The sequence below is a fragment of the Paenibacillus aquistagni genome (genome assembly GCF_900177815.1).
Lineage (GTDB): Bacteria > Bacillota > Bacilli > Paenibacillales > Paenibacillaceae > Paenibacillus_B > Paenibacillus_B aquistagni.
The window spans coordinates 433042-455085 of record NZ_FXAZ01000004.1 but is presented as its reverse complement, the minus strand read 5'-3'; the positions used below and the strand labels follow the sequence as shown (position 1 = coordinate 455085).

Below are 22044 nucleotides of genomic sequence, written 5' to 3'. Positions count from 1 at the left end.
TTGATATCATCCTAGCACATCTCGCATAACTTTGTATATCCATTAAACAAAGTGTTTTTAATCTCTTATTGCATTCATTTTTCATTAGCTGAATGATCAGTGTGGTGCTGGAATCACCCCGCTATATTACGTAATAGCAACCTGAGAGCCATGCATAGGGATATAAATATCCATCTGTATGAAAAAATCGTTCTATATTGATCGCTCATTCGCTCTAATCCATTCATATCGTTGAATACACCGCATGAGCCACATAGACGACATGATAGGCTTCGTTCTACAATATATAGGTATCATCTCCTCCAGCATTGGAGCAGAATAAACGAAAGATTCCAGCTGGCCCGCCTTGCCTATTCATCATTATTAGTCACTAGGCAGCAAAGATGTCTTTAGCGCGTTAATTGCTTAGGGCTAGATAAATGGTCTAAACCGCATAGGTGCGAGTTGCCGGCCAAGGCTGATCTTAGAACTTATTCTACAAAGTCGTCGTGAAAAGAGTTGGTCTGTTTAATGCATGAATCCGAAAGGCTCCCTTCTCCAAATTCAACAACCCACACTTTAAGAGTATGGAAAGAACCTATCCTCAAATTTATTTTCAAAGCAACCATTGTTGGTCTTGTCGTCGGACTGTTCATCAGCTTGTTCCGCATGGCTGTCACAGAGGCTTTGCATTTGGTCAAAGACATGTTTGGATACGTTCAGCAGCATCTTATCTGGGTGCCTGTCTTGATTGCAGGTGCGCTGCTGCTCGCTTGGGTCATTGGCCTGCTTATCAAAAGCGATCCTCTCATCAAAGGCAGCGGCATCCCTCAGGTGGAAGGTCAGCTCGTTAACGAGCTGCATATGAACTGGCTGTCTGTCTTCATCAAAAAGTTCGTTGGCGGCACGCTTGCGATTGGCTCGGGGTTATTTCTAGGCAGAGAGGGCCCATCCATCCAGCTTGGCGCCGCACTAGGCCAAGGCATCCATCGATTATCTGGCAATCGCAGCGTATTCGAAGAAAAGTTCTTGCTCACCTGCGGAGCAAGTGCTGGGCTGTCAGCAGCATTCAATGCTCCACTTGCCGGAGTCTTATTTGTGCTGGAAGAAGTACATCGTCACTTCTCTCCCATCATTTTATTGACGGTGATGACGTCATCTGTTACCGCGGATGTCGTTGCCTCTCAATTTTTCGGCCTGACTCCTGTCTTGTCATTTGGACACCTAGAGTCCCTCCCAATCAAAGACTATGGCTTCCTGCTGCTGCTCGGTGCGATGCTTGGCGTAGCGGGCATGATCTACAATAAGACGCTGCTCATGACTCAGTCGATCTATCAGCGCATCACTTGGCTGCCTGTGCATTTGCATGGCATCCTCCCCTTTATCCTGATGGTGCCGCTTGGCCTGCTCGCCCCTCAGATGCTTGGAGGCGGGCATGATATTATCGTGTCCTTGCACCAGCAAGCGTTCTCGCTGATCGCATTGTTGATTCTCCTGCTCGTGCGTTATCTGTTCTCATTAATCTGCTATGGTTCGGGGCTGCCTGGCGGCATCTTTCTGCCGATGCTGGCGCTTGGTTCGCTTGTCGGAGCCATCTTAGGCCAGCTGTTTGTATCTGTGTTCGGTCTTGATCCAATGTTTGTGAACAATATGGTGATTCTCGCGATGGCTGGCTTCTTTACTGCGGTCGTCAAAGCCCCGATTACGGGGAGTCTTCTGATTACGGAGATGACAGGGAGCTTTGCAACCCTGCTTCCCGTCATTATCGTTTCCTTGACTGCCTATGTCATCAGTGATCTCTTGAAGACAAAGCCTATCTATGAAGAACTGCTTCATCGATTAACTACGCCTTTTAAGGAGGCGATGGACCATCAACTAGAATCGCGTGAGACTGCAAAGGAACTAATCGAGATCCCGATCGTGATTGGCAGCAAGGCCGAGAATCAGTACATTCGTGATCTGAATTGGCCGCGCCAAGCGCTGCTTATTGCGGTGAAGCGCGGCGGTCTGGAAATTATCCCAAAGGGTGATACCAAGCTGCGCGCAGGTGATTCTATTCTCATCCTGACGGACGACTACACACTCTCAGAAGTCAAGCAGAAGATGAATATGCTGTGCACGGATTGCAGCAGCTACGATCGAGAATAAGGCCTCCAACTAAGGCCGTATGTCCTTATCCCGACAAACAACAAGCCTGCTGACCCTCCATCTTCCTGTGCAGTAGCACTGGAAGCGGCTGGTCGGCAGGCTTGTAATCATCTATTGGCCTAAGATAGTCCTCTATTCATATGAATGCTATACACCCAATCGGGTGCTGCGATATTCCACCGCTTTCTCCTGCATGCCGCTCTCAATTGCTTCCGCTTCTTCTAAGCCATGCTCCTTCGCATATTGGCGAATATCCTGCGTGATTCGCATGCTGCAGAACTTAGGTCCGCACATCGAGCAGAAGTGAGCGGTCTTAGCGCCTTCTGCTGGCAGTGTCTCGTCATGATATTCCATCGCACGCTCGGGATCAAGCGATAGGTTGAACTGGTCCCGCCAGCGAAACTCAAAGCGAGCCTTCGACAAAGCATCGTCTCGCTGCTGTGCTCGGGGATGCCCCTTCGCCAGATCAGCCGCATGCGCGGCAATTTTATATGCGATAACCCCTTCACGCACATCATCCTTGTTCGGAAGGCCAAGATGCTCCTTCGGCGTTACATAACAAAGCATGGCAGTGCCGAACCAGCCTATCATTCCAGCCCCGATCGCAGACGTGATATGGTCATAGCCCGGCGCAATGTCAGTCGTCAGCGGCCCAAGTGTGTAGAACGGCGCCTCTTGGCAGATCTCCATCTGGATATCCACATTTTCCTTAATCTTGTTCATCGGCACATGGCCCGGTCCTTCGATCATGACCTGCACATCATGCTTCCACGCCAAGCTCGTCAGCTCGCCAAGCGTCTTCAGCTCGGCGAATTGCGCCTCATCATTAGCGTCATAGATGCTTCCCGGCCGCAGCCCATCTCCGAGCGAGAAGGCGACATCATACTGCTTCATAATCTTGCAGATGTCCTCAAAGTGCGTATAGAGGAAATTCTCTTTATGGTGGGCCAGACACCAAGCTGCCATTATCGAACCGCCCCGAGAGACGATGCCTGTCATGCGCTTCGCCGTCATCGGGATATAACGCAGCAGCACGCCTGCATGAATGGTGAAGTAATCGACACCCTGCTCCGCTTGTTCAATCAGCGTATCGCGGAATACCTCCCAAGAGAGATCCTCTGCCTTGCCATTCACCTTCTCAAGCGCTTGATAGATCGGCACCGTTCCTACTGGCACAGGGCTGTTGCGAATGATCCACTCTCTTGTCGTATGAATATTGCGGCCCGTGGAAAGATCCATAATCGTATCGGCTCCCCAGCGAATCGCCCAAGTCATCTTCTCGACCTCTTCCTCGATAGAGCTCGCCACCGCCGAATTGCCGATGTTGGCATTAATCTTCACATGGAAATTGCGTCCGATCAGCATCGGCTCGCACTCCGGATGGTTGATATTAGCAGGCAGAATAGCTCTCCCTGCAGCAATCTCCTCGCGAACGAATTCTGGCGACAGCCCTTCTCGAATCGCTGCGAACTCCATCTCTGGCGTAACGATCCCTTGGCGGGCATAATGCATCTGAGTCACACTGCGCCCAGCCCTTGCCTTCAGCGGCAGCCGTTTATGGGCTGGAAAGGGCTCTGCTCCGGCCTGCTTCACAGCAGCCTCTGTGCGAAAGCCATTGTCCTGCGGCTGGATATCGCGGCCCTCATACGCCTCCGTATCCTCCCGCTCAGCAATCCATGCCCGCTTCAGCGCCGGCAGCCCTTCGCGGATGTTTACCTGATAATCCGGCTCTGTATAGGGGCCGCTGGTGTCGTATACGCGAAATGGCGCATTCTTTTCAATCCCGTTTGGCGTTTCAGTATCGGATAATGCAATCTCTCGTTCCGGAACCAAAATATCAGGCCGGGACCCTAAAGTATATACCTTCTTGCTGTTTGGAAACGGAGCACACCATACTCTCTCTTGATTCGCTTCTGTATTTACCGTCGACATGCGGCTTCATCCTCCCTTTTCTCGCTCATTCATTACCTGCAGGGTGGTGATTTGCGCCTAATTGGTATTCGATTCCTTGTAGTGATGAAGTAGACACGTGCATGGCAGCATTCGGTTGTAGCAAGGTAAGGTCTCAAGATGCACAAAAAAGCCGATTCCTCCAGGGAATCGGCTGCCTGTTGTCTTCACGATATGAACGAATAGACAGCTCTAAGCCCAATTAACCTAAGGCTGTAGTGCCCACGTTCCTCCGAAAGTGCCGATTACTTCCCTACGCTGGTATGATCCAGATCAGGTGCAAAGGGTGTAAGATCTTCATCGCGATCTCATCTCAGCCCACGCTCGGGGCCCCCCTAGTAACGAATGATGATTTCATGCAATTAGTTTCAAATAATTTCCTATCTACCTTACCTTAAATTCTTGGCTTGTGCAAGCCTTAAAGCAGCTAAGGAGAAGCTGCCCTCTTACAGTCCGCCTCTGCAGGTGCTTAAAGTGTCATCAATACAGTGCCAATTCCTTGCAGAGGAATCTTGTCTTCGGTCTCGTCGCAGGTCTTATCGTTATCCTGAGATACGGCCGTCAATCCGTCTCATAAGCTTCTTAGTCTGTTCCAGTCCACGCATGCAGTTATTGCGAAATGCTGCACAATCAGCGTGCTTGCCCGTGCTAATCTATTTACGTAATGGTGCGCATCATCGTTCCCATTCGAGCGGCCGCTTCCTTGAGAAAAGGCGCATATTCAATCATCATATCCTGTGTCAGTCGACTAACAGGCCCCGAGATGGATAACGCAGCTGCCAGCTGCTGGTCACGGCCGAATACAGGCACAGCAACCGCCGCCGCTCCTGGTTCACGCTCCTCCATGCTGAGTGCGAAGCCTTCCGCTCTCACCTCATCAAGCTGCTTCAGATAGGTTGGTTGATCTAGATTGGCCGGCCAATCCATCATGTTCAGAATGCGTTCACGCTCTTCAACAGGCACAAAGGCAAGCAGGATCTTGCTTGATGCTCCCACATACAGCGGAAGCCTTGCCCCAACAGGTGCGACCCTGCGAATCGCCTGATTGCTCTGTACAGCTTGTATGCGAATTCTCGCATCACCATCCTGCACATAGAGGCTTACCGTCTCCCCGAGCTGATCTCTGAGGCGTTCCATCTCAGGCAGCAGCAGCTGTGCTGGATCATCCATTTGAGTTAAGTTCGCCGCAAGCTCCCACACCCGATATCCAAGACGCAGCTTGTCGCCATTGCGCAAGATAAAGCCGCGCTCTTCCAAGGTAGCGATCAAGCGATGCACCGTGCTCTTATTCAACCCAATGCGCCCCGCAATCTCGGTCAATGTGAGATCTTGATCCTGCGCGAAGCACATTAAGATATCAAGTGCGCGCTCTACCGCGCGAACCGTTAGCTTACCGCCACGTTCCTCCATGTCGGATCTCCCTCTTATCGTTTCATACTGTGAAACCTAGTTACATTAAGTATAACGGAAACAGGGAATATTCGTAAAGTGTGACGAAGCAGGGCAAATGAATGCTTCCGCCCTTTCTCCCCTGTCATCCCCTAATCAAGCTATTAACCTAACGCAGCAGTTGATGCCATAGCTGTACAAAATACAATCTTGTCCTCGTGTAATGGGCAATCGACTAAAGTCCCTCTTTTCGACATTTTTTACAACAGGATTGCAATATTACAGTTTGATTACGCATAGCTTACAAATCCCGCATAACTGTTGAGTTGTAAGTGCTTTCAACATACTATAAAAGTAAGAAGACATTACAAATCTAAGATTCTAATTCCTTAACTTACGAGACTAATGGCCTATATGAAGGTACCTCCTTCACTAGCGTTCACCTTGTGAGGTGAAGATTCGACAATCACTAAGGAGGTCGTAGAGATGAATACACCGATGGTTAGCACTCCTGTTCTTCAGCCCGAATGGCTGGGGCAAGTAGATCCGAAGCTCGTTCAAACCGGCAAGATTCGAATTAAAAATATTTTTATAGCATTGCTGCTGTCAGCTCTCTTTGCAGCTGCTCTCATATTTTTGGCCGCACACGCCTTTATTGCCTGGATGTTTGCCAATCCCCAAGTGCCGCCGCTATTCTCGAACCCGATGGCTGCCAAGGGAATGTCCTATGACACGGTTACCTTCCCTGCTAGAGACGGGCGCACCTTCGTAGATGGCTGGTATATTCCAGCACAAGAGACTTCCGACAAAGCCATCGTGCTCAGCCACGGCTATGGCGCGAACCGCGAGGAATACTGGGTGCCGATGTACGATCTTGCCCAGTTCGCTCATCGGCTGGGCTACAATGTCATTATGTTCGATTACGGCTTTGCCTCGGAGCAGCACAAGACCAAGGCTACAGGCGGTAGAATTGAGAAGATGCAGCTGCTCGGTGCCGTGGATCTCGCTAGAGAACGTGGAGCCAAGCAAGTGATCGTATGGGGCTTCTCGATGGGTGCCGGTACAGCCCTTCAAGCCGCTTTGCAAGATGACAATCATATCGACGGCATGATTCTCGACAGCACCTTCCTGCTTGAGCCAGATACGCTCTATCACAATGTCCAGCAATATGTCGAGGTTCCGAAGCATCCGTCTCTTGACCTGCTGCGCATGATGTTCCCGCTCCTCAATGATACGAGCATGCAGCAGATTCCTTATCAAGAGGTGAAGCAGCATCAATACGCCATGCCAACCCTGTTCATACATGGCACAGAGGATACCAAGGCTCCTTATACGATTGCAGAAGAAATTGCCGCTAATCAGGACTCTTCTCGCTCCAGCTCATGGATTGTACCCGGAGCTAGGCATGAATTGATTTATCGCACTCATAATAAAGAATATCTCACTAAAGTAGCGAATTATCTGGCACAAGTCGATCAGCCTAATCGACTGATAGCTCAGGATTAGATGATCTGAATATTCGGTCAACAAGCCTTCTCTTCTGAGTCCCGGAACAACACAGGTCTCAGCTGAGGGGCTTTTTCTTTTTGCAGCAAAGGATATAAGCCAACCTGTCACAAGCATACATATGAACATAAGGTATGAGCAGAACGACTTGGCAAGGAGGTGACAATGTGCTGCTCATCTATGGAGATCTCATGCCTGTGCGCCTGCTGGAAGAAATTCAATTTTGGAAAAACCAGGAGCTCGAGCATGCAAATATGATCTCCCAGCTAATCCCCGACCTAGAGCCAGAATATGCCCAAGTGCTGTCCGAGTGGGAGCAGGTATTCCAGAAGACCGAGGAAACCGCTCGCGGATGGCTTACTAGCGTGTCTAAGAACAGGCAGCTGCCAGAACCCAATATGATCGAACAAATCGAATTGCTGCTCAAGGCTTCTGTCTATCAATCCGAGCAATTCGTCCAGCAGCTCGAATATATGCGTCAATACAGCAAGGCGGTGCAGGATACCTCTGCCGCTTCCATCATGATCTCTCACATCGCGCGTGAATCCTATGTGTTCGTTAGTCTCGTGCATGGGATTACCAACGTGCCCTTAGCTTCCATCAGCGCGCATCCGCCTGAGCAGCCGACAGGACCACAAGCACATATTCATGCCGTGTCTGCTCCTGTCTCAGCCTTTGATAATCATGGCCCTAACGGCCCCCAAGATGCACATCTAGCCCCTTCACCTGTTCAGCCTAATGCTGGCTCGCCAGGCATTCGCGCCATGATCGGCAATCTGAAGCCGCAGGAGGAAGCTGTTCATCGCTCCTTTCCTCCTTCACCCTATTCTGAACAAGCTGCTCTAGGGACTGGAAACATTCCGCCCTACAGCACATCGAGTGCTTATGTAACACCAGCCGCAAGCATTGCCAAGGCAGAGCAAAGACAGGAGCAAACCGATGCAAAGGTCGAAACTGGACGCCTGGACCCGCATCGAAGCGGAGGTACTTCTCCGCCGTCTCGCACCGTTCCGAATAAGCCTCAGCAGGATACGGCCTATGTTCCTCCAGGAGGACATCGACTCCCTCCGCTTCCGTACGCCTATCAGGCTCTGGAGCCCTACATTGATGAGACCACGATGCGGATACATCACGACAAGCACCATCAAAGCTATGTCGACGGCTTAAACAAAGCAGAACTGGCATTGGCAGAAGCTAGACGAACAGGCGGCTTCGAACGAATCAAGGCGCTGGAAGGCGAGCTTGCCTTTAATGGCGCAGGCCACTATCTTCATACGATATTCTGGGAAATCATGAATCCCAAGGGTGGTGGCATGCCTGAGGGAGAGCTTCGCTCGATGATCGAGCGCGATTTTGGCAGTTATGATGCCTTTAAGCAGCAATTTTCAAAGGCAGCTGAAACAGTAGAAGGCAGCGGCTGGGCGATCTTAGTGTGGAGCCCTAGAAGCCGTCGGCTCGAAATCCTGCAGGCAGAGAAGCATCAGAACCTTTCTCAGTGGGACATTGTTCCCTTGCTTCCGCTTGATGTGTGGGAGCATGCATATTACTTGAAGCATCAAAATAAACGTGCTGACTATGTTAGGGATTGGTGGAATGTTGTATATTGGCCGAAGGTGAATGAGCGTTATCTTAAGGCAAGGGAGTTAAAGTGGACCCCCTTCTAGCCCTGAATCCGTAATGCGTGCTGCTCTGTCATCTGTTACTAGGAGCAGTTCTTCATAACCCTTAAGCTCTGTGCTCCATGTCGTCCGTCATCCTGTGATCCCTCCATACTTTAGATAAACGCTGCGCATCATGCGCAGCGTTATTTTTATTACACAAGAATATGGAGGTTTTTAGAAGCTCTTTTTGATCATCAGGCGGATTATCACATTTCCCGAGAAATAATGACATGCCCTACCCTATTGAATAAGGATCATGGCGACATTTCAAGTCGAATGAAGCCAGTTATTATATGGAATGAGATCAATCAGCAAACCATTGTTTCGACGGATCAGTGGTTTCAGATTTTTAAACTCCCAAAAAGATAACGTTTTCATTTTCGCTTAGTAGAAAAAAACCGCCCCAAGCATGAAGTGACCCCAATTGTTAGACACCATCTAACGATTGGAGGTGCAGTTCAGCACAGAGACGGTTCTTCCCGATTATTACAATCTATTTTTCACGTTCAAATACGAGAGCACTTCGAAGCTCACGCCATTATCATAGCGACTTCAGGTCATCTCAATCAATTACTTCTGATTATTCATAAAATACTCGAACAAGTCCTGACGCGCTTCTTCCAAGAAGACAAGACGAGGCTCGCGCTCAATCTTAACCTTCAGGCGTTGTGCCGTCTTCTCGAACAGATCCAATGTCTCATTCGTACGAATAACGAGCTTCTGCGGACGATGGCCCTTCTCTTCGATCAGCTTCAAGAAGTGCTCCAAGAATTCCTGCTCGTAGTTCTCGTCATAGCACAGATGGAAGCCCACCGCAGAGCGTGTGGTGCGGTCCACCCAAATCGCAAGACGCGGATAATACGGGCGCTCGCCTTCGCCTTTTACGGCAACAGGCGCGTAGAAGAACTCCGTTTCCCAGTGGCCTTTTTTGTTCGGGAAGCGGTTCATAATGTCGTTAAGCATCTCTTGATTACTCATCATGACCTTGTTCGGACGCTTCAATATGAAGCCTGGCTCCATCCAGCGATCCTCCCAAGCGCCACTTTCATTTGTGCGGACAAGAACGTTTCCGGATTGAGGCGCAGTCAGAAGCGAAGCATCCTTCTTCACACGAGTCGCAAAGTCCATGGCCTGCTCAAGCGCAGCCGTCATGAAGCGTACTTGCTCCATATCCAAGGTCCAAGGTACAAATCCTGGGTCAAACACCCGGAACATCGGCCATGCATTGCGTCCACGGAAGCTTAAGCCAAGCTCCTTGATCTCTGCCAAATCACGCTTCTCAAGATCTGTACGGTCTTCGTAAGTCACCATGATGCATTTTTGTCTGTGCAGCCACGCATAGCGCTCATCACGCTCAATCAGCATGTCATTAAGGCTCTCTAGCCCTTCGCTTCCACGGAACAAAGCAAGCCCAAACAGATTCTCGCTTTCTCCCATAATGCTGCAGTAGCCAATTTCGCCATCCTCAGGATTTTGCACACCAAAAATATGGTTATCCGAAATCCACTTCCAGCAAGCGAGCTTCTTGAATTCTCTTGCTGTCTCATACAGTTTGGACAGCTGCTGCTGTTCCTCTGTCCATACCTTCTCTTGCTCCTTTGATGCTGGTTGCTTCTCTTTTACCGTCATCTTCTCGTTCCTTCCTCCTTCGTTGTCGCACACCATCCTCTCGGAAAAACGCCTTCAGCCCCCAATGGAGGCATCATCCGCGTTTCCGAATACAATCCAACAGCATTGCTGCCAATCCTGTATCTCGAAATAAAAACCCGTTCCCTGGTCGGAACGGGTTCTATGCGATCCTTACAACCCTAACAATCCTACTGCTTCAGCAGTGACATGAATTCCTGGCGTCCTGCAGCATCTGTCTTGAACACGCCGCGTGCGGCCGTGGTAACAGTCTTGCTGCCAGGCTTGCGTACACCGCGAGCACACATGCATAGATGCTCGCCTTCAACGACGACAATCACGCCCTGCGGCTTCAAGACCTCTTCGAGAATATCTGCGATCTCCGTGGTGATGCGCTCTTGGACTTGCAGTCTGCGTGTAATCGCATCAACCAGACGTGCAAGCTTGCTTAAGCCTACAATCTGGCCGCTTGGCACATAACCAATGTGTACCTTGCCGAAGAATGGAGCCATATGGTGCTCACATTGGCTGTAATACACAATATCCTTAACGATCACCAATTCTTCATGCTGCTCGTCAAATGTGACGCCCAACACCTCGCGAGGATCCACGCTGTAGCCGCTGAAGATCTCTTCATACATGCGCGTAACCCGTGCTGGCGTATCAAGAAGCCCTTCGCGTTCTACGTTTTCGCCAATCAGCTTCAACAGTTCGCGTATATGATACTCGACTTTTTCACGGTTGTCGCTAACGCTCGTATTTACGTAATCTTTCACACCCGCCATGACTGCTCCTCCTTCCCGCCGTATGCATTCATTGCACTACCATGTTTATCGAGGGATTATGATTTCTTCTTTTTCCCCTTCGAACCGCCGCCTGGCTTCATCTGACCCGATCCGCCATTTTTCATCATTTTCTGGGCAGCTTGCATCTGCTTCGTATTGAGATTATAGCCCATTTGCTTGGCCATCTTCTGAATCATCTCTGGATCAGATTGCATCTTCGTCATTTGGTTGCGAAGATAGAATACTCCAATCGCAAACCCGGCCACTAGACCGATGATTAGGCATACGATGCCTGTAATCCATGTCCACAACATTCTAATGGTCACCCCAACATATACGATGTTTAATCTACTACCGCACTATGATAGCATGTCCGTCGATAGATGACAATTCTAGGGACAAGCTTCCTGACCCTTAACTTCCTACCATTTTGCCAAAAAAGCACTTGATCATGAAGAAAAAGAAGGTGACAGCGTTCGCCGCTCCAGTTCTAGCAGCGCAACTTTCTTCGACAAACCTCCCCCATACCCGACCAATTGCCCGGAGGCGCCAATAACGCGGTGGCACGGAATAATGATGGAGATCGGATTCTTGTTGTTCGCCCCGCCCACAGCGCGAACTGCCTTCGGATTGCCAATCCGCTCAGCAAGATCCTTATAGGCCCAGGTCTCTCCATACGGAATATCTCGCAGTGTCTGCCATACTTCACGCTGAAACGGCGTTCCACCTCGCAGATCAAGCTTCAGGTCGAAGGTGGTTCTTCCTCCTGCAAAATACTCTTCAAGCTGCTTCTTCGCTGCCTTTAGACGTTCCGGGTTGCGCTGGAGAATAACGGCGCCTATCGCCTGCTCCGCCCATGCTTGGATATCATGGGAGCATTCGAGCACTGTCCCAAAGTCAATTCGGCATAATCCATCCAGTGTCGCGCTTAGCGTCAGCTTCCCGATGGGAGAATCCATCTCAATAAGGTATAATGGCTCCGGTGTATTGGCAGCTTCTTGAACCGCATCTTTAATCATGCGGATCACCTCCTCATGCTCTTCTCGCTTCCCAGCCGCTTGCAGCTTCGCCTTGGCCAGTTCTCCGCCAATCCGCCCAAGCGCCCATGCAGCCGTACCGCGAATATCAGGCCGCTCGTCCCTCAGCAGCAACCCCGCAAGCTCAGGCACAGCGCTTCGGTCTCTAAAGTTCCCCAAGGCAATGATGGCATTGCGCTGAATCGGCTTCTTCCCGCGCCAAGCCGCTGCACTTGAACCAAAGCTTGTCTTGAACTCCCGATTCGACAAGGAGAGCATGGGGACAAGCAGCGGCTTCGCCTGCTCCGGATCAGGCTGCAGTTCTGGCTGATGAGTCCAATTGAGTCCTCGATTCTTCGGGCACACGATCTGGCACGTATCACAGCCATATAATCGATTGCCCATCTTGGTCATCATCTCATCTGTGAGCATATCCTTCAGCTGCGTCTGAAAAGAGATGCACCGATTGGCATTCAATTGTCCAGGGCCAACAAACGCTCCTGTCGGACAAGCATCCAGACACTTGGTGCAGCTCCCGCAGTCTTCCGTGATGGGATGATCGGGAGTAAAGGGAATATTCGTAATCATCTCCCCCAGATAGATCCAGCTCCCAAGCTTCGGAGAGATGATGGAGCAATTTTTGCCGCTGAAGCCAATGCCAGCCCGTTCAGCCACCGCACGGTCAGACAGCTCTCCCGTATCCACCATGCTCTTAATCTTCAGCTCAGGCTCATGTACCCGCTCACGAATAAAGGCTTCAAGCCGCTGCAAGCGATCACGCAGCACATGATGGTAATCCATTCCCCATGCCGTCCGAGCAAACATGCCGCGATAAGAGTCGGGTTCTGACTTCGGTGAATAGGGAAGCTTGGAGGGATAAGCAACCGCGATGGAGATGATGGATGCTGCCCCTTCCAGCAAGAGCTTCGGCTGAGTCCGCTTGTCGAGATCCGGCTCTTCAAAGCCCGAATGATAGCCCTGCTCCACCGACTGCTTCAACCGCTCCTTCAGCAGGGTAAAAGGCTCTGCGCTGGTAAAGCCAATCTGATCAATGCCAAGAGAGGCTGCCGCTGCTTGAATATCACGTTTTAAGACAGAGAACCGCTCCTCTTGATTCATAAATGCCTGCTTCTCCATCACCTGCTCCCCTCCTTTCCTCTGATGCTGCAATTCCTATATTTAAAAATGGACAAACGGCACCCTTCGTTAGGATCATTCCCCTAACGCGGCGCCGTTTTGCTCCACCATGACCATTCCTTGCTCAAAGAGCCTAAGTCCATACTGCATTACTGCAGTCTGTGCTTCCCAGCCGCAGCCATCCACTGCACCCACTGGCGGTACTGCCAAATGACGGCCTCGTCGTCAAATGGAAGCTCAGCAGCATGAATGCGCTCCAGCACTTCCTCAAGACCTGCAGCTACCTTTCGCTCCACCATGTCAGGATAGTGATACAGCATGCGGTTGTGATTGTACTCATCACGGTCCACAACAGCCACGTGGCCATTGGCATGACGAATCACATCCAGATCATAGTCAATATACGTAAAGGTATCCTCATATTCATAAGGAGGAGAGGCAATGTTGCAGTAATAGCGAACGCCCTGCTCTTCGATCAAAGCAACAACATTGAACCAAAGCTTCGGAATCAAGAAGGTGACAGCAGGAACCCTGCTCATCCACTGCTTCCCGTCTGATTCCACGATTGGAGTCTGGCTGTTAATCAGGACGTGCATCTGCTGCCCGCTGAAGCGAGCATGCCGCACCGCTTGAGGAACGAGCCAGTTTTTCAACCAGACCCGATGCAAATGTCCATCATGCTTAAAGCTCTTTACGAGTACTTGTCTGTAGTGCTCCATCGGCTTTCCTCATTTATAAATGACGTGTAGTTCCAAAAACAACGATTAATAATAGAAAAGCATATCTTTTCGCCGAATGCAACGTTTGAAAAGATATGCCTTCCTATACAGGATTATGCAATTATGTCTTTCCTCCAAAATCAACCACGCTCAGCCTGTAACAATGCGGAGCTTCTTCAAGGATCGGAGTACGTGCTGCGCTCCATATCCTAGCTGCTCAAACCACGGAAGCACAACTTCCGTATGCTCATCTGCAGCAATCATAATGTTCCTAACTTGACGCTGCTGGAACTTCTGCTCCAGCTTCTGAACAAGAGCCTTCCCTATACCTTGACTGCGATAGTCAGGGTGTACAGCCAAACGATAGTAATAGCCGTTATTGCTGTCAATCGTACCGATGGCAACGCCAACGATTTTTACTTCAGAATCTTCCTCCAGCTCTGCTACAACAACCAGCTCCCCCTCGAGCTTCAGCTGTCTTGCCAAGGCTGCTAACGTCTTCTCACAGCACTCTTCTGATAGCGAGGCTTTCAACAACTCTGTAGCCGGCATATAATCCGACAATCGAAAGGAACGAACATTCATGTATTACTCTCCTCATCCTGAGCATGATTGGTTCTATACTCTCTCTCTCTTGTATAGGGATTAGTTTATCAAACAAAACAAGTTTACAAATACGACAAAAAGCACAGTATTCCTTCTTTCTTTCGCAAAAACTTTAAAAAAATACGAAAAAAAGCTATTTTTCTTGTGAAAGCGCTTAATTGTAACCGTTTCCAAGCAATTATTGCGTTTTAAGCGCTTTTTCTTCGGTTTTTATTTCCAGCACTTTCTATCATCACCTACTTGCCTCCTCACATTCCTAAAGGTTGTATTTGGGAAAAACAGGACATTAGCGTTTGAGAACCCTCTTATTCGGGTACTATTAATAGAGTGCCTGCAGGTACATTATGACATAACATTATGTCATTGTGTACACATGGCAACATTTAACCGACTTTTTAAACATTTTTGTTGATTTATTCACTGCAATCATGTTTAATGAATGAAGAGAGTTTTAAAATTATCAGGAGGTAATACAGATGGCACATCAATTACCAGCACTCCCTTATGCAAACAATGCTTTGGAACCACACATTGACGAAACAACAATGATGATTCACCACGATCGTCACCATAATACGTACGTAACGAACTTGAATGCAGCTTTGGAGTCCGCTCCTGAATTGCAATCGAAGTCAGTAGAAGAATTGATCGCGGATCTGGACAGCGTACCTGAAAGCATCCGCACTGCAGTTCGCAACAATGGCGGCGGCCATGCTAACCACTCCCTGTTCTGGGAAGTAATTGGACCTAACGGCGGCGGCCAACCATCTGGCAAGCTTGCTGACGCAATCAACAATGACCTTGGCGGCTTTGACAAGTTCAAAGAAGATTTTGCTAAAGCAGCTACAACTCGCTTTGGTTCCGGTTGGGCATTCCTCGCTGTAGACAAAGACGGCAAATTGTCCGTATACAGCTTGCCTAACCAAGACTCCCCAATCATGGAAGGCAAGACTCCAATCTTAGGCCTTGACGTATGGGAGCACGCTTACTACTTGAAATATCAAAACAAACGCCCTGATTACATCGGCGCTTTCTGGAACGTTGTAAACTGGTCTGAAGTTGAAAAACGCTACGAAGCTGCTGCAAAATAAGCAGTATACACATAACGAAGCGAGTCCATGGCGGGATGCCTTGGACTCGCTTTTTTTAATCAACCCGTTTCATGCTGTTTACTTCTGAATCTACATAGATCCACACCCGATCTTAGGGTTGAAGCGCGATACCCAACCAAGCACTAACAAGAAAAGAGTCCTTTCCTCATAGGGGCACCCCAAGAGAAAGGACTCTAGCTTTTTTTGCATAACAAGTTCATTCTTGCACTGAATTCCTTATGCTTTGAGAAAAGAAAGCGTCGATCGTGGCGCTATGCCTGCAATTAATTGCTCTCCGTCGCTGTACCCTTCCTCGCGAGCCTTTAGCTCCTCTATCAATTGCTGTCTCCAATGCACGATACAATCTGCGTATTCTGCATCGTTCACCGCATTGTGAAGCTCCAATGGATCCTTTTCAAGGTTGAAATACTGCTCTTGGCCCGTCTGTGAGAACCAGATGTACTTCTCCTTGCCATTGGTAAGCCAATGATTGGACAAGTGGCCGTAGGCATGCTCGCCGTGCAGATGCGGCCGCCAGCCTTGAACAGCTGAATCTAGGGAAGCATCCTGCTGCCTGTCAGGGGAGGCGCTGCCCGCCCGTGCAAGCTCAAGAATGCTGCGGCCATCTACTGCATCTGGAATTCTCGCCCCTGCGGCATCCAGCACCGTTGGCATAATATCTCTCAGCTCGATAACCTCATTGCGCACGGCGCCTCTTTTAAGTCCAAGCCGATTGCCTGGATCATTGAGAATGAACGGAATTCTCGCGCTGCCCTCATAAGGGACAGCTTTGCGGAACATATGATGATCGCCCAGCATCTCTCCATGATCAGAAGTGAAGATAATAATGGTATTGTTCATCTCTCCGTATTCGTTTAGCACCTGCAAGAAGCGCCCAATCTGATGATCGAGGTGCGTAATAAGAGCATAATAAGCCGCCATCGCTTGCTTCAAGCGGCGCTTCGGCACAAGCCCTTTATCCGTCACTGGATTGAGTCCGAGCTGCATAGGGTCTTCCTGCATGGCCCAATCTCCGACAGGAGGCTCTGGTATTTCCGCATCCTTGTACAAATCAAGGAATGCCTGAGGAGGATCAAATGGCGGATGAGGCCTTACAAAGGACATCCATAGGAAAAACGGTTTGCTAGGATCACGACGTCTTAAGAAGTCGATCGATTCAGAGACGACCCAGTTCGTAGGGTGCAGCCGCTCCGGAAGCTCCCATGGTCTAGCTACGGTGGAAGCATTGCAGTCCAATCCCAGATCAACAAGATCCGCAGACGGCACCTGCTGGCGCAGCCACACCAAATAATCATCCACTTGGTCAAAATGATCCTTAGCAGCGACATTATGCCTCATTCGATTATGGTGAAGATACCCGTCATGCATAACGACATTGTGAAAGCCAAGCAGGCTTCTTGCAGGATACACATGCATCTTGCCAACACATTGGGTATGATATCCCGCCTTTGCAAGCTCGCCTGGCATGGTTTCCTCGTAGCGCCACGGCACACAATCCTCGTAGCCGGTTCGTCCATGATGGGCCGGACTTTGGCCTGTAAAGATAGCCGCTCGAGCCGGGATGCATGATGGTGTCGCAGTGTAGGCTCGATCGAATCGAACCCCCGTTCTTGCCAATTCATCCAGATTCGGTGTCTCCACAATCGGATGCCCTGCAATGCTTAAGCAGTCGAATCGCATCTGATCTACCGTAATAAACAGGATATTCGGCTGCTTTGCCGTTCCTGCCTGTGCCATGATGATGACTCCTTTCAGCCCTGTCCTTCACAGATATGTAGAGTTCCATCCATAATGAACAGAAGTGTAATAGTTTTATTTATAAATAAGCTTCTACACTCCATTTAAAAATCCTTTATATATAGAATATATTAAAGTTTATTTCATTTTGGAATTAAGTGCGATATACTAAAAGTAACAAGTTCGGATAGAAAGAAGGGGACATCTTGCATCCATCCTCGCCTGAGACTTCCAAGCTGAAGCTGTGCGCTCAGCTGTTTATGACTTTTACCAAGATTGCTCCAACAACCTTCGGCGGCGGCTATGCGATCCTTCCCGTCCTCGATCGGGAGGTTGTCGAACACTGGCACTGGCTGGAGGAGACGGAGATGAATGAGATCACCGCGCTTGCAGGGGCCGCGCCTGGCGGAATCGGCGTCAATGCTGCCGGCTTAATCGGATACCGGATTGCCGGGCTTCCTGGCCTCATCGCTTCGATCATCGGCATCTCGCTGCCAACAATCATTATTATGCTTGTCATCTGCCTTGGCATATCCAAGTACAGCAGCCATCCGCTTGTCCATGCTGCATTATCAGGCATTAAGCCCGCTGTTATCGCCTTAATCGCCTTCGCTGCCATTCGCATGGGACGAAGAACGCTGAAGGATCTCTTTTCTTGGACCGCGATGAGTGTCTGTGCGCTGCTGCTCTTGTTCACGCCGATCCATCCTGTTCTAGTCTTAGTACTGGGCACCATTGCCGGCCTTGTCATGGAGTGGATGAGAATGCGTTCAACGAGCCCGCCGAAGTCTCATCGCCACAAGCACAAATACCAGCAGACCTCGCATCATTCATGAGGAGCTTCATCGATAAGCTTAATGGGTACGCTCGTGATAACTTTATCCCTTTCGCCATATGCAACGATAAGCACCAAGCAACCTGCGCAGCATAAAGAGAGGCTTTGACGCTTTTGTTTTATAAAATGTGACCGCTCACCTTGTGACTGCATAAGTCAGGACCGCAAGACAACCGAACCGAAGCATCGCCGCTTTATCTCTGGAGATAAGAATTTTGCAGCCATCATGCCCCTTCCATACATCGTTCCTAACCTTTAGGGCAACAGTCTATCACGCAGAAAGAAGGCATCAGCATGTTTGTACTTTGGGAATTATTTTGGACCTTTTTCAAGCTAGGCTTTATATCCTTTGGCGGCGGCTATGCCATGCTCCCTATTATTGAGCACGAAGCCCTGACGCACATGTGGCTTACGCCGCAGCAGTATACTGAAGCTGTGACTCTGGCAGGGATGGCCCCAGGGCCTGTTGCGATGAATAGCGCTGTATATGTTGGATATGCTGCCCAAGGGATACCCGGCGTTCTTGTGGCAAGCCTAGGAATTGTTCTTCCCTCTGCCATCATCATGCTGCTGGTTGCCACTATTTTCTATAAAATGTATGATAATCATTGGGTGCAGGCTGCACTTGATGGCATGAAGCCTGCTGTCGTAGCGCTTATTGCCTATGCAGCGGTTAATATGACGATGAATGCGGGTCTTCTTAGCGGCTGGTCCAACAGCACATATATCAGTATTGGCATCTTTGCTCTTGCCCTGCTCGCGCTGGTCAAGTTCCGCATCCATCCGATTGCTGTCATCTTAATCTCAGGAATTGCGGGGATGGTATTGTATGCCTAAGGATACTCCAATTATCGATCCTGCGGATCGGATCGTTTCTCACAAGGCCAAAGAAATCTTCAGCATGATTCGCAGAAAGCATGAAATATCCAAGCTGGATCTGCTTCACCAATCCGGATTAACGGTCAGCACCTTAACACGCGTATTAGAGGATCTGATAGCCTCAGGCCTTATTGAAGAGTGCGGGTTCGGGGCTTCTACAGGGGGGCGAAGACCCATTTTATATCGAGTTCGCCCTGATTACGGCTGCAGTTTAGGGCTTGATATCTCTCGTGTAAGCTCACGCCTTGTGCTGTTGGATCTAAGCGGTCAGAAGCTCGCTTCACAAGTATGGGACATGCATGACAAGATGACGCCAGATGTGCTCATCAAGCAAGTTATCTTGCAGATCAACCAGTGGAAGGAAGAGCATCCTCTGCTCCAGCAGCAGCTCCTAGGCATGGGCATTGGGGCAGTTGGTCCGCTCAATCGCTTCACAGGCCGCATCGAACAGCCAGAATGGTTCCAAGCGCCTGGCTGGCGTCAGGTGGACATTGTCGCACGATTCGAAGAACTGCTTCATATTCCCGTGCGGCTCGACAACGGAGCCAACACGGCCATCGTCGCGGAATCGTTTGCCGATCGGATGAAGAATGTACGCCACATGCTCTACGTCCATGTGGGGATTGGACTTCGCTCCGCCATGATGTCTGATGGCAAACTCATTTATGGGGCCATTGATATGGAAGGCTCACTAGGTCAGATGATCATCCAAAGCGATGGCCTCCCCTATCGCACACGCGAAGGCAATCATGGCTGTCTGGACACCTACTGCTCGGTCTACGCCATTGAACGCGAATTAAGATCAAAGCTTAGAATGGGGCGCAGCAGCTGCCTTTCCTCATTCGTGAAGCCCAATGAAGAGGTCCAGCTCAAGCATGTGCTTGCAGCACTGCGGCACCAAGACCCGTTGACAACAGAGATCATTACCCAAGCTGCTACCTACTTCGGCATTGGGCTTGCCAATCTGCTGAATGTGCTCCATCCCGAGAAGGTGGTGCTGGGCGGGCCGTTAATGACCAACCATGATCTGTATTTCTATACGGCTACTCAGACGGCTATTCGTAAAACCTATCATTATCCTGACTATCAGGTCGTGTTCAGCAAGGGAGCATTTGGTGAAGAAGCCATCGCAGTAGGCGCGGCTCTAATTATTATTGATCGCTTGTCTCACCATAATCCCGGTCTGCAAGGGTAGTCTGAGCTGCAGGATTCCTATGGAAAAAGAAAGCCGAGGGAGCTACGATGGCATTATCCCTAGTTAACTGATCGAAATGATACCATTCATTGTATCTGCAAGGAGCGTTGTATATGAAAAAGTGGATTCCGTTAGCGGCAGCATCCGTAGAAGAAGCCAAGACCATAGAAGCGACAGCCTCGCCTTCTTGTTGCGCTGGAACACGCCAAGCCATCGATTCGCACAGCTTAGCTGCTGCCGATGCTCCTTCGTCAACCATAGAGCAGGAGAGACTGGCTCGCGCAGATGTGGCTGCGGTCGATACATCAGACTGGCCGCTGATCCCTGCTGGCACCTACATCCTTGGTACCGATGAGGATGTAGGCTTTCCAGCAGATGCCGAGGGACCTGCACGGCCTGTCGAGATAGAGGCCTTTCGCATGGCGCCTCATACTGTCACCAATGAAGAGTTCGCACGATTCATTGAAGCGACCGGTTATGCGACCGATGCCGAACTCTTCCGCTGGTCCTATGTCTTCCATCTGCTGATCGACAATCCTGAGCAGCTGCCAATCATCGGCTCGCCTCAAGAGACGCCATGGTGGTTTGCTGTGGAGGGAGCCTATTGGAAGCAGCCAGAAGGACCCGGCAGCCATATCGAGGATCGCATGCATCATCCGGTCGTGCATATCAGCTGGAACGACGCCAATGCGTATTGCCAGTGGGCTGGCGTAAGACTGCCTAGCGAGGTTGAGTGGGAGGCAGCGGCAAGAGGAGGCCTTCTAAGCCGCCGCTATCCTTGGGGCGACGTGCTTCGACCTGACGGCGAGCATTACTGCAACATTTGGCAAGGCGTCTTTCCGACCAAGAATCACGCCAGTGACGGCTATCTTGGAACTGCACCGGTCGACGCCTATTATCCCAATGGATACGGCTTGTACAATGTATCCGGCAACGTCTGGGAGTGGTGCTCGGATTGGTTTACGAACCGTCCCGAGCTAAGAGGCTCCACTGAGAAGCCTGGCGGCCCAGATATGGGAAGCACTCGTGTCATGAAGGGCGGCTCTTATCTGTGCCACCAATCCTACTGCAACCGCTACCGAGTTGCCGCCAGAAGCAGCAATACGCCAGACAGCTCCTCTGGCAACATTGGCTTTCGAGTAGCCGCAGATCTTGAATAATACAACAAAGACGTGCCGGATCGGAATCATTTCCTGACGGCACGTCTTTGTTACATTGTCTATTCCCCAAGACCTTACAGCTTGCATACGTTTTGGTTCGACAGCTTGATCACATCCATGACAGGAACACGGTCATGAGAATGCTCATGGACGAGGAACGCATCCTCCATGCGGTCGACAAAGAGCACTCCGTCCAGATGATCCAGCTCATGCTGAATGCATACCGCCAGATAGCCCTCGGCCTCAAGCGTCTTCTGCTCCAGCTTGCGATTCATATACGTAAGCTTTACCTTGTCATAGCGCTTCACATTGCCGTAATAGTGCGGATAGGATAAGCAGCCCTCCATGCCCGTCTGCTCGCCGGAGCACTCCACAATCTCCGGATTAATAAACTCATGGAACCCTTCTCCAAGGTCCATCACGACCGCTCTTCTGAGCATGCCGATCTGAGGAGCGGCAAGCCCTGCTCGCCCCGGCTTATCATACAATGTTTCCTTCAAGTCATTAAGCATTTGTTCCATTCGTGGGGTCATCTCGGTAATGGGTCTGCACTTTTTGCGCAGAACAGGGTCCCCAAAAGGCAGGATTTCTCTGACAGCCATCG

At 50.1% G+C, this 22044-nt stretch carries 18 protein-coding genes and 1 riboswitch; of the genes, 8 read left to right on the top strand and 10 right to left on the bottom strand.

What is annotated here, in order from left to right; translation table 11 throughout:
• The first annotated feature begins 510 nt into the window (after positions 1–510).
• Complete coding sequence (locus B9Y93_RS16045; RefSeq protein WP_085495854.1) at positions 511–2127, top strand: ClC family H(+)/Cl(-) exchange transporter; 1617 nt, start codon at positions 511–513, stop codon at positions 2125–2127.
• Positions 2128–2274: 147 nt separating this feature from the next.
• Here B9Y93_RS16045 and thiC read toward each other — a convergent pair whose 3' ends face one another.
• Positions 2275–4059, bottom strand: coding sequence for a phosphomethylpyrimidine synthase ThiC (thiC, locus tag B9Y93_RS16040; RefSeq protein ID WP_085495853.1), 1785 nt, complete (start codon positions 4057–4059; stop codon positions 2275–2277).
• A 251-nt stretch (positions 4060–4310) separates the two neighbouring features.
• Positions 4311–4424: riboswitch (TPP riboswitch) on the bottom strand.
• A 310-nt stretch (positions 4425–4734) separates the two neighbouring features.
• Positions 4735–5487, bottom strand: a complete 753-nt coding sequence (locus tag B9Y93_RS16035; RefSeq protein WP_085495850.1) for an IclR family transcriptional regulator — start codon at positions 5485–5487, stop codon at positions 4735–4737.
• 465 nt (positions 5488–5952) lie between these two features.
• Between B9Y93_RS16035 and B9Y93_RS16030 the strand changes: the two genes are divergently transcribed.
• Together B9Y93_RS16030 and B9Y93_RS16025 are read left to right on the top strand one after the other, a co-directional pair.
• Positions 5953–6972, top strand: coding sequence for an alpha/beta hydrolase (locus B9Y93_RS16030; protein ID WP_085495848.1), 1020 nt, complete (start codon positions 5953–5955; stop codon positions 6970–6972).
• 167 nt (positions 6973–7139) lie between these two features.
• A complete protein-coding gene (locus B9Y93_RS16025) occupies positions 7140–8636 on the top strand; it encodes a Fe-Mn family superoxide dismutase (protein WP_244903434.1) in 1497 nt (498 codons plus the stop codon).
• A gap of 567 nt (positions 8637–9203) precedes the next feature.
• Here the strand turns inward: B9Y93_RS16025 and B9Y93_RS16020 are convergent.
• From B9Y93_RS16020 to B9Y93_RS15995, 6 genes are all read right to left on the bottom strand, one after another.
• Complete coding sequence (locus B9Y93_RS16020; RefSeq protein ID WP_085495846.1) at positions 9204–10262, bottom strand: DUF7309 domain-containing protein; 1059 nt, start codon at positions 10260–10262, stop codon at positions 9204–9206.
• 188 nt (positions 10263–10450) lie between these two features.
• The gene (gene folE / locus B9Y93_RS16015) at positions 10451–11044 is read right to left on the bottom strand and encodes a GTP cyclohydrolase I FolE (protein ID WP_085495843.1); all 594 of its coding nucleotides are present in this window, start codon (positions 11042–11044) and stop codon (positions 10451–10453) included.
• A gap of 56 nt (positions 11045–11100) precedes the next feature.
• A complete protein-coding gene (locus B9Y93_RS16010) occupies positions 11101–11358 on the bottom strand; it encodes a YneF family protein (RefSeq protein WP_085495841.1) in 258 nt (85 codons plus the stop codon).
• Positions 11359–11493: 135 nt separating this feature from the next.
• Entirely contained in the window at positions 11494–13197 is a 1704-nt protein-coding gene (gene queG / locus B9Y93_RS16005; protein ID WP_085495838.1) for a tRNA epoxyqueuosine(34) reductase QueG, read from the bottom strand.
• A gap of 149 nt (positions 13198–13346) precedes the next feature.
• Positions 13347–13916: a DUF402 domain-containing protein gene (locus tag B9Y93_RS16000; RefSeq protein WP_085495836.1), complete on the bottom strand. Its 570-nt coding sequence runs from the start codon at positions 13914–13916 to the stop codon at positions 13347–13349.
• A gap of 150 nt (positions 13917–14066) precedes the next feature.
• The gene (locus B9Y93_RS15995) at positions 14067–14501 is read right to left on the bottom strand and encodes a GNAT family N-acetyltransferase (RefSeq protein ID WP_085495833.1); all 435 of its coding nucleotides are present in this window, start codon (positions 14499–14501) and stop codon (positions 14067–14069) included.
• Between the two features lie 497 nt (positions 14502–14998).
• Between B9Y93_RS15995 and B9Y93_RS15990 the strand changes: the two genes are divergently transcribed.
• Positions 14999–15613, top strand: a complete 615-nt coding sequence (locus B9Y93_RS15990) for a superoxide dismutase (protein WP_085495830.1) — start codon at positions 14999–15001, stop codon at positions 15611–15613.
• A gap of 237 nt (positions 15614–15850) precedes the next feature.
• Here B9Y93_RS15990 and B9Y93_RS15985 read toward each other — a convergent pair whose 3' ends face one another.
• Complete coding sequence (locus B9Y93_RS15985; RefSeq protein ID WP_085495828.1) at positions 15851–17371, bottom strand: arylsulfatase; 1521 nt, start codon at positions 17369–17371, stop codon at positions 15851–15853.
• Positions 17372–17577: 206 nt separating this feature from the next.
• Here B9Y93_RS15985 and B9Y93_RS15980 point away from each other — a divergent pair, with 206 nt between their 5' ends.
• The 4 genes from B9Y93_RS15980 to B9Y93_RS15965 all read left to right on the top strand — a co-directional run bounded on the left by B9Y93_RS15980 (position 17578) and on the right by B9Y93_RS15965 (position 21440).
• Positions 17578–18207, top strand: coding sequence for a chromate transporter (locus B9Y93_RS15980; protein WP_244903433.1), 630 nt, complete (start codon positions 17578–17580; stop codon positions 18205–18207).
• Between the two features lie 293 nt (positions 18208–18500).
• On the top strand, positions 18501–19043 hold the full coding sequence (locus B9Y93_RS15975) for a chromate transporter (protein ID WP_085495826.1): 543 nt from the start codon (positions 18501–18503) through the stop codon (positions 19041–19043).
• Positions 19036–20280 (top strand): ROK family protein, encoded by a 1245-nt coding sequence (locus B9Y93_RS15970; RefSeq protein WP_085495824.1) that lies wholly within the window; start codon positions 19036–19038, stop codon positions 20278–20280. Before B9Y93_RS15975 ends, B9Y93_RS15970 begins: the two co-directional genes overlap by 8 nt.
• Positions 20281–20393: 113 nt before the next feature.
• Positions 20394–21440, top strand: a complete 1047-nt coding sequence (locus tag B9Y93_RS15965; RefSeq protein ID WP_097676165.1) for a formylglycine-generating enzyme family protein — start codon at positions 20394–20396, stop codon at positions 21438–21440.
• A gap of 74 nt (positions 21441–21514) precedes the next feature.
• Here B9Y93_RS15965 and def read toward each other — a convergent pair whose 3' ends face one another.
• Positions 21515–22042: a peptide deformylase gene (gene def, locus B9Y93_RS15960; protein ID WP_085495822.1), complete on the bottom strand. Its 528-nt coding sequence runs from the start codon at positions 22040–22042 to the stop codon at positions 21515–21517.
• Positions 22043–22044 lie beyond the last annotated feature (2 nt).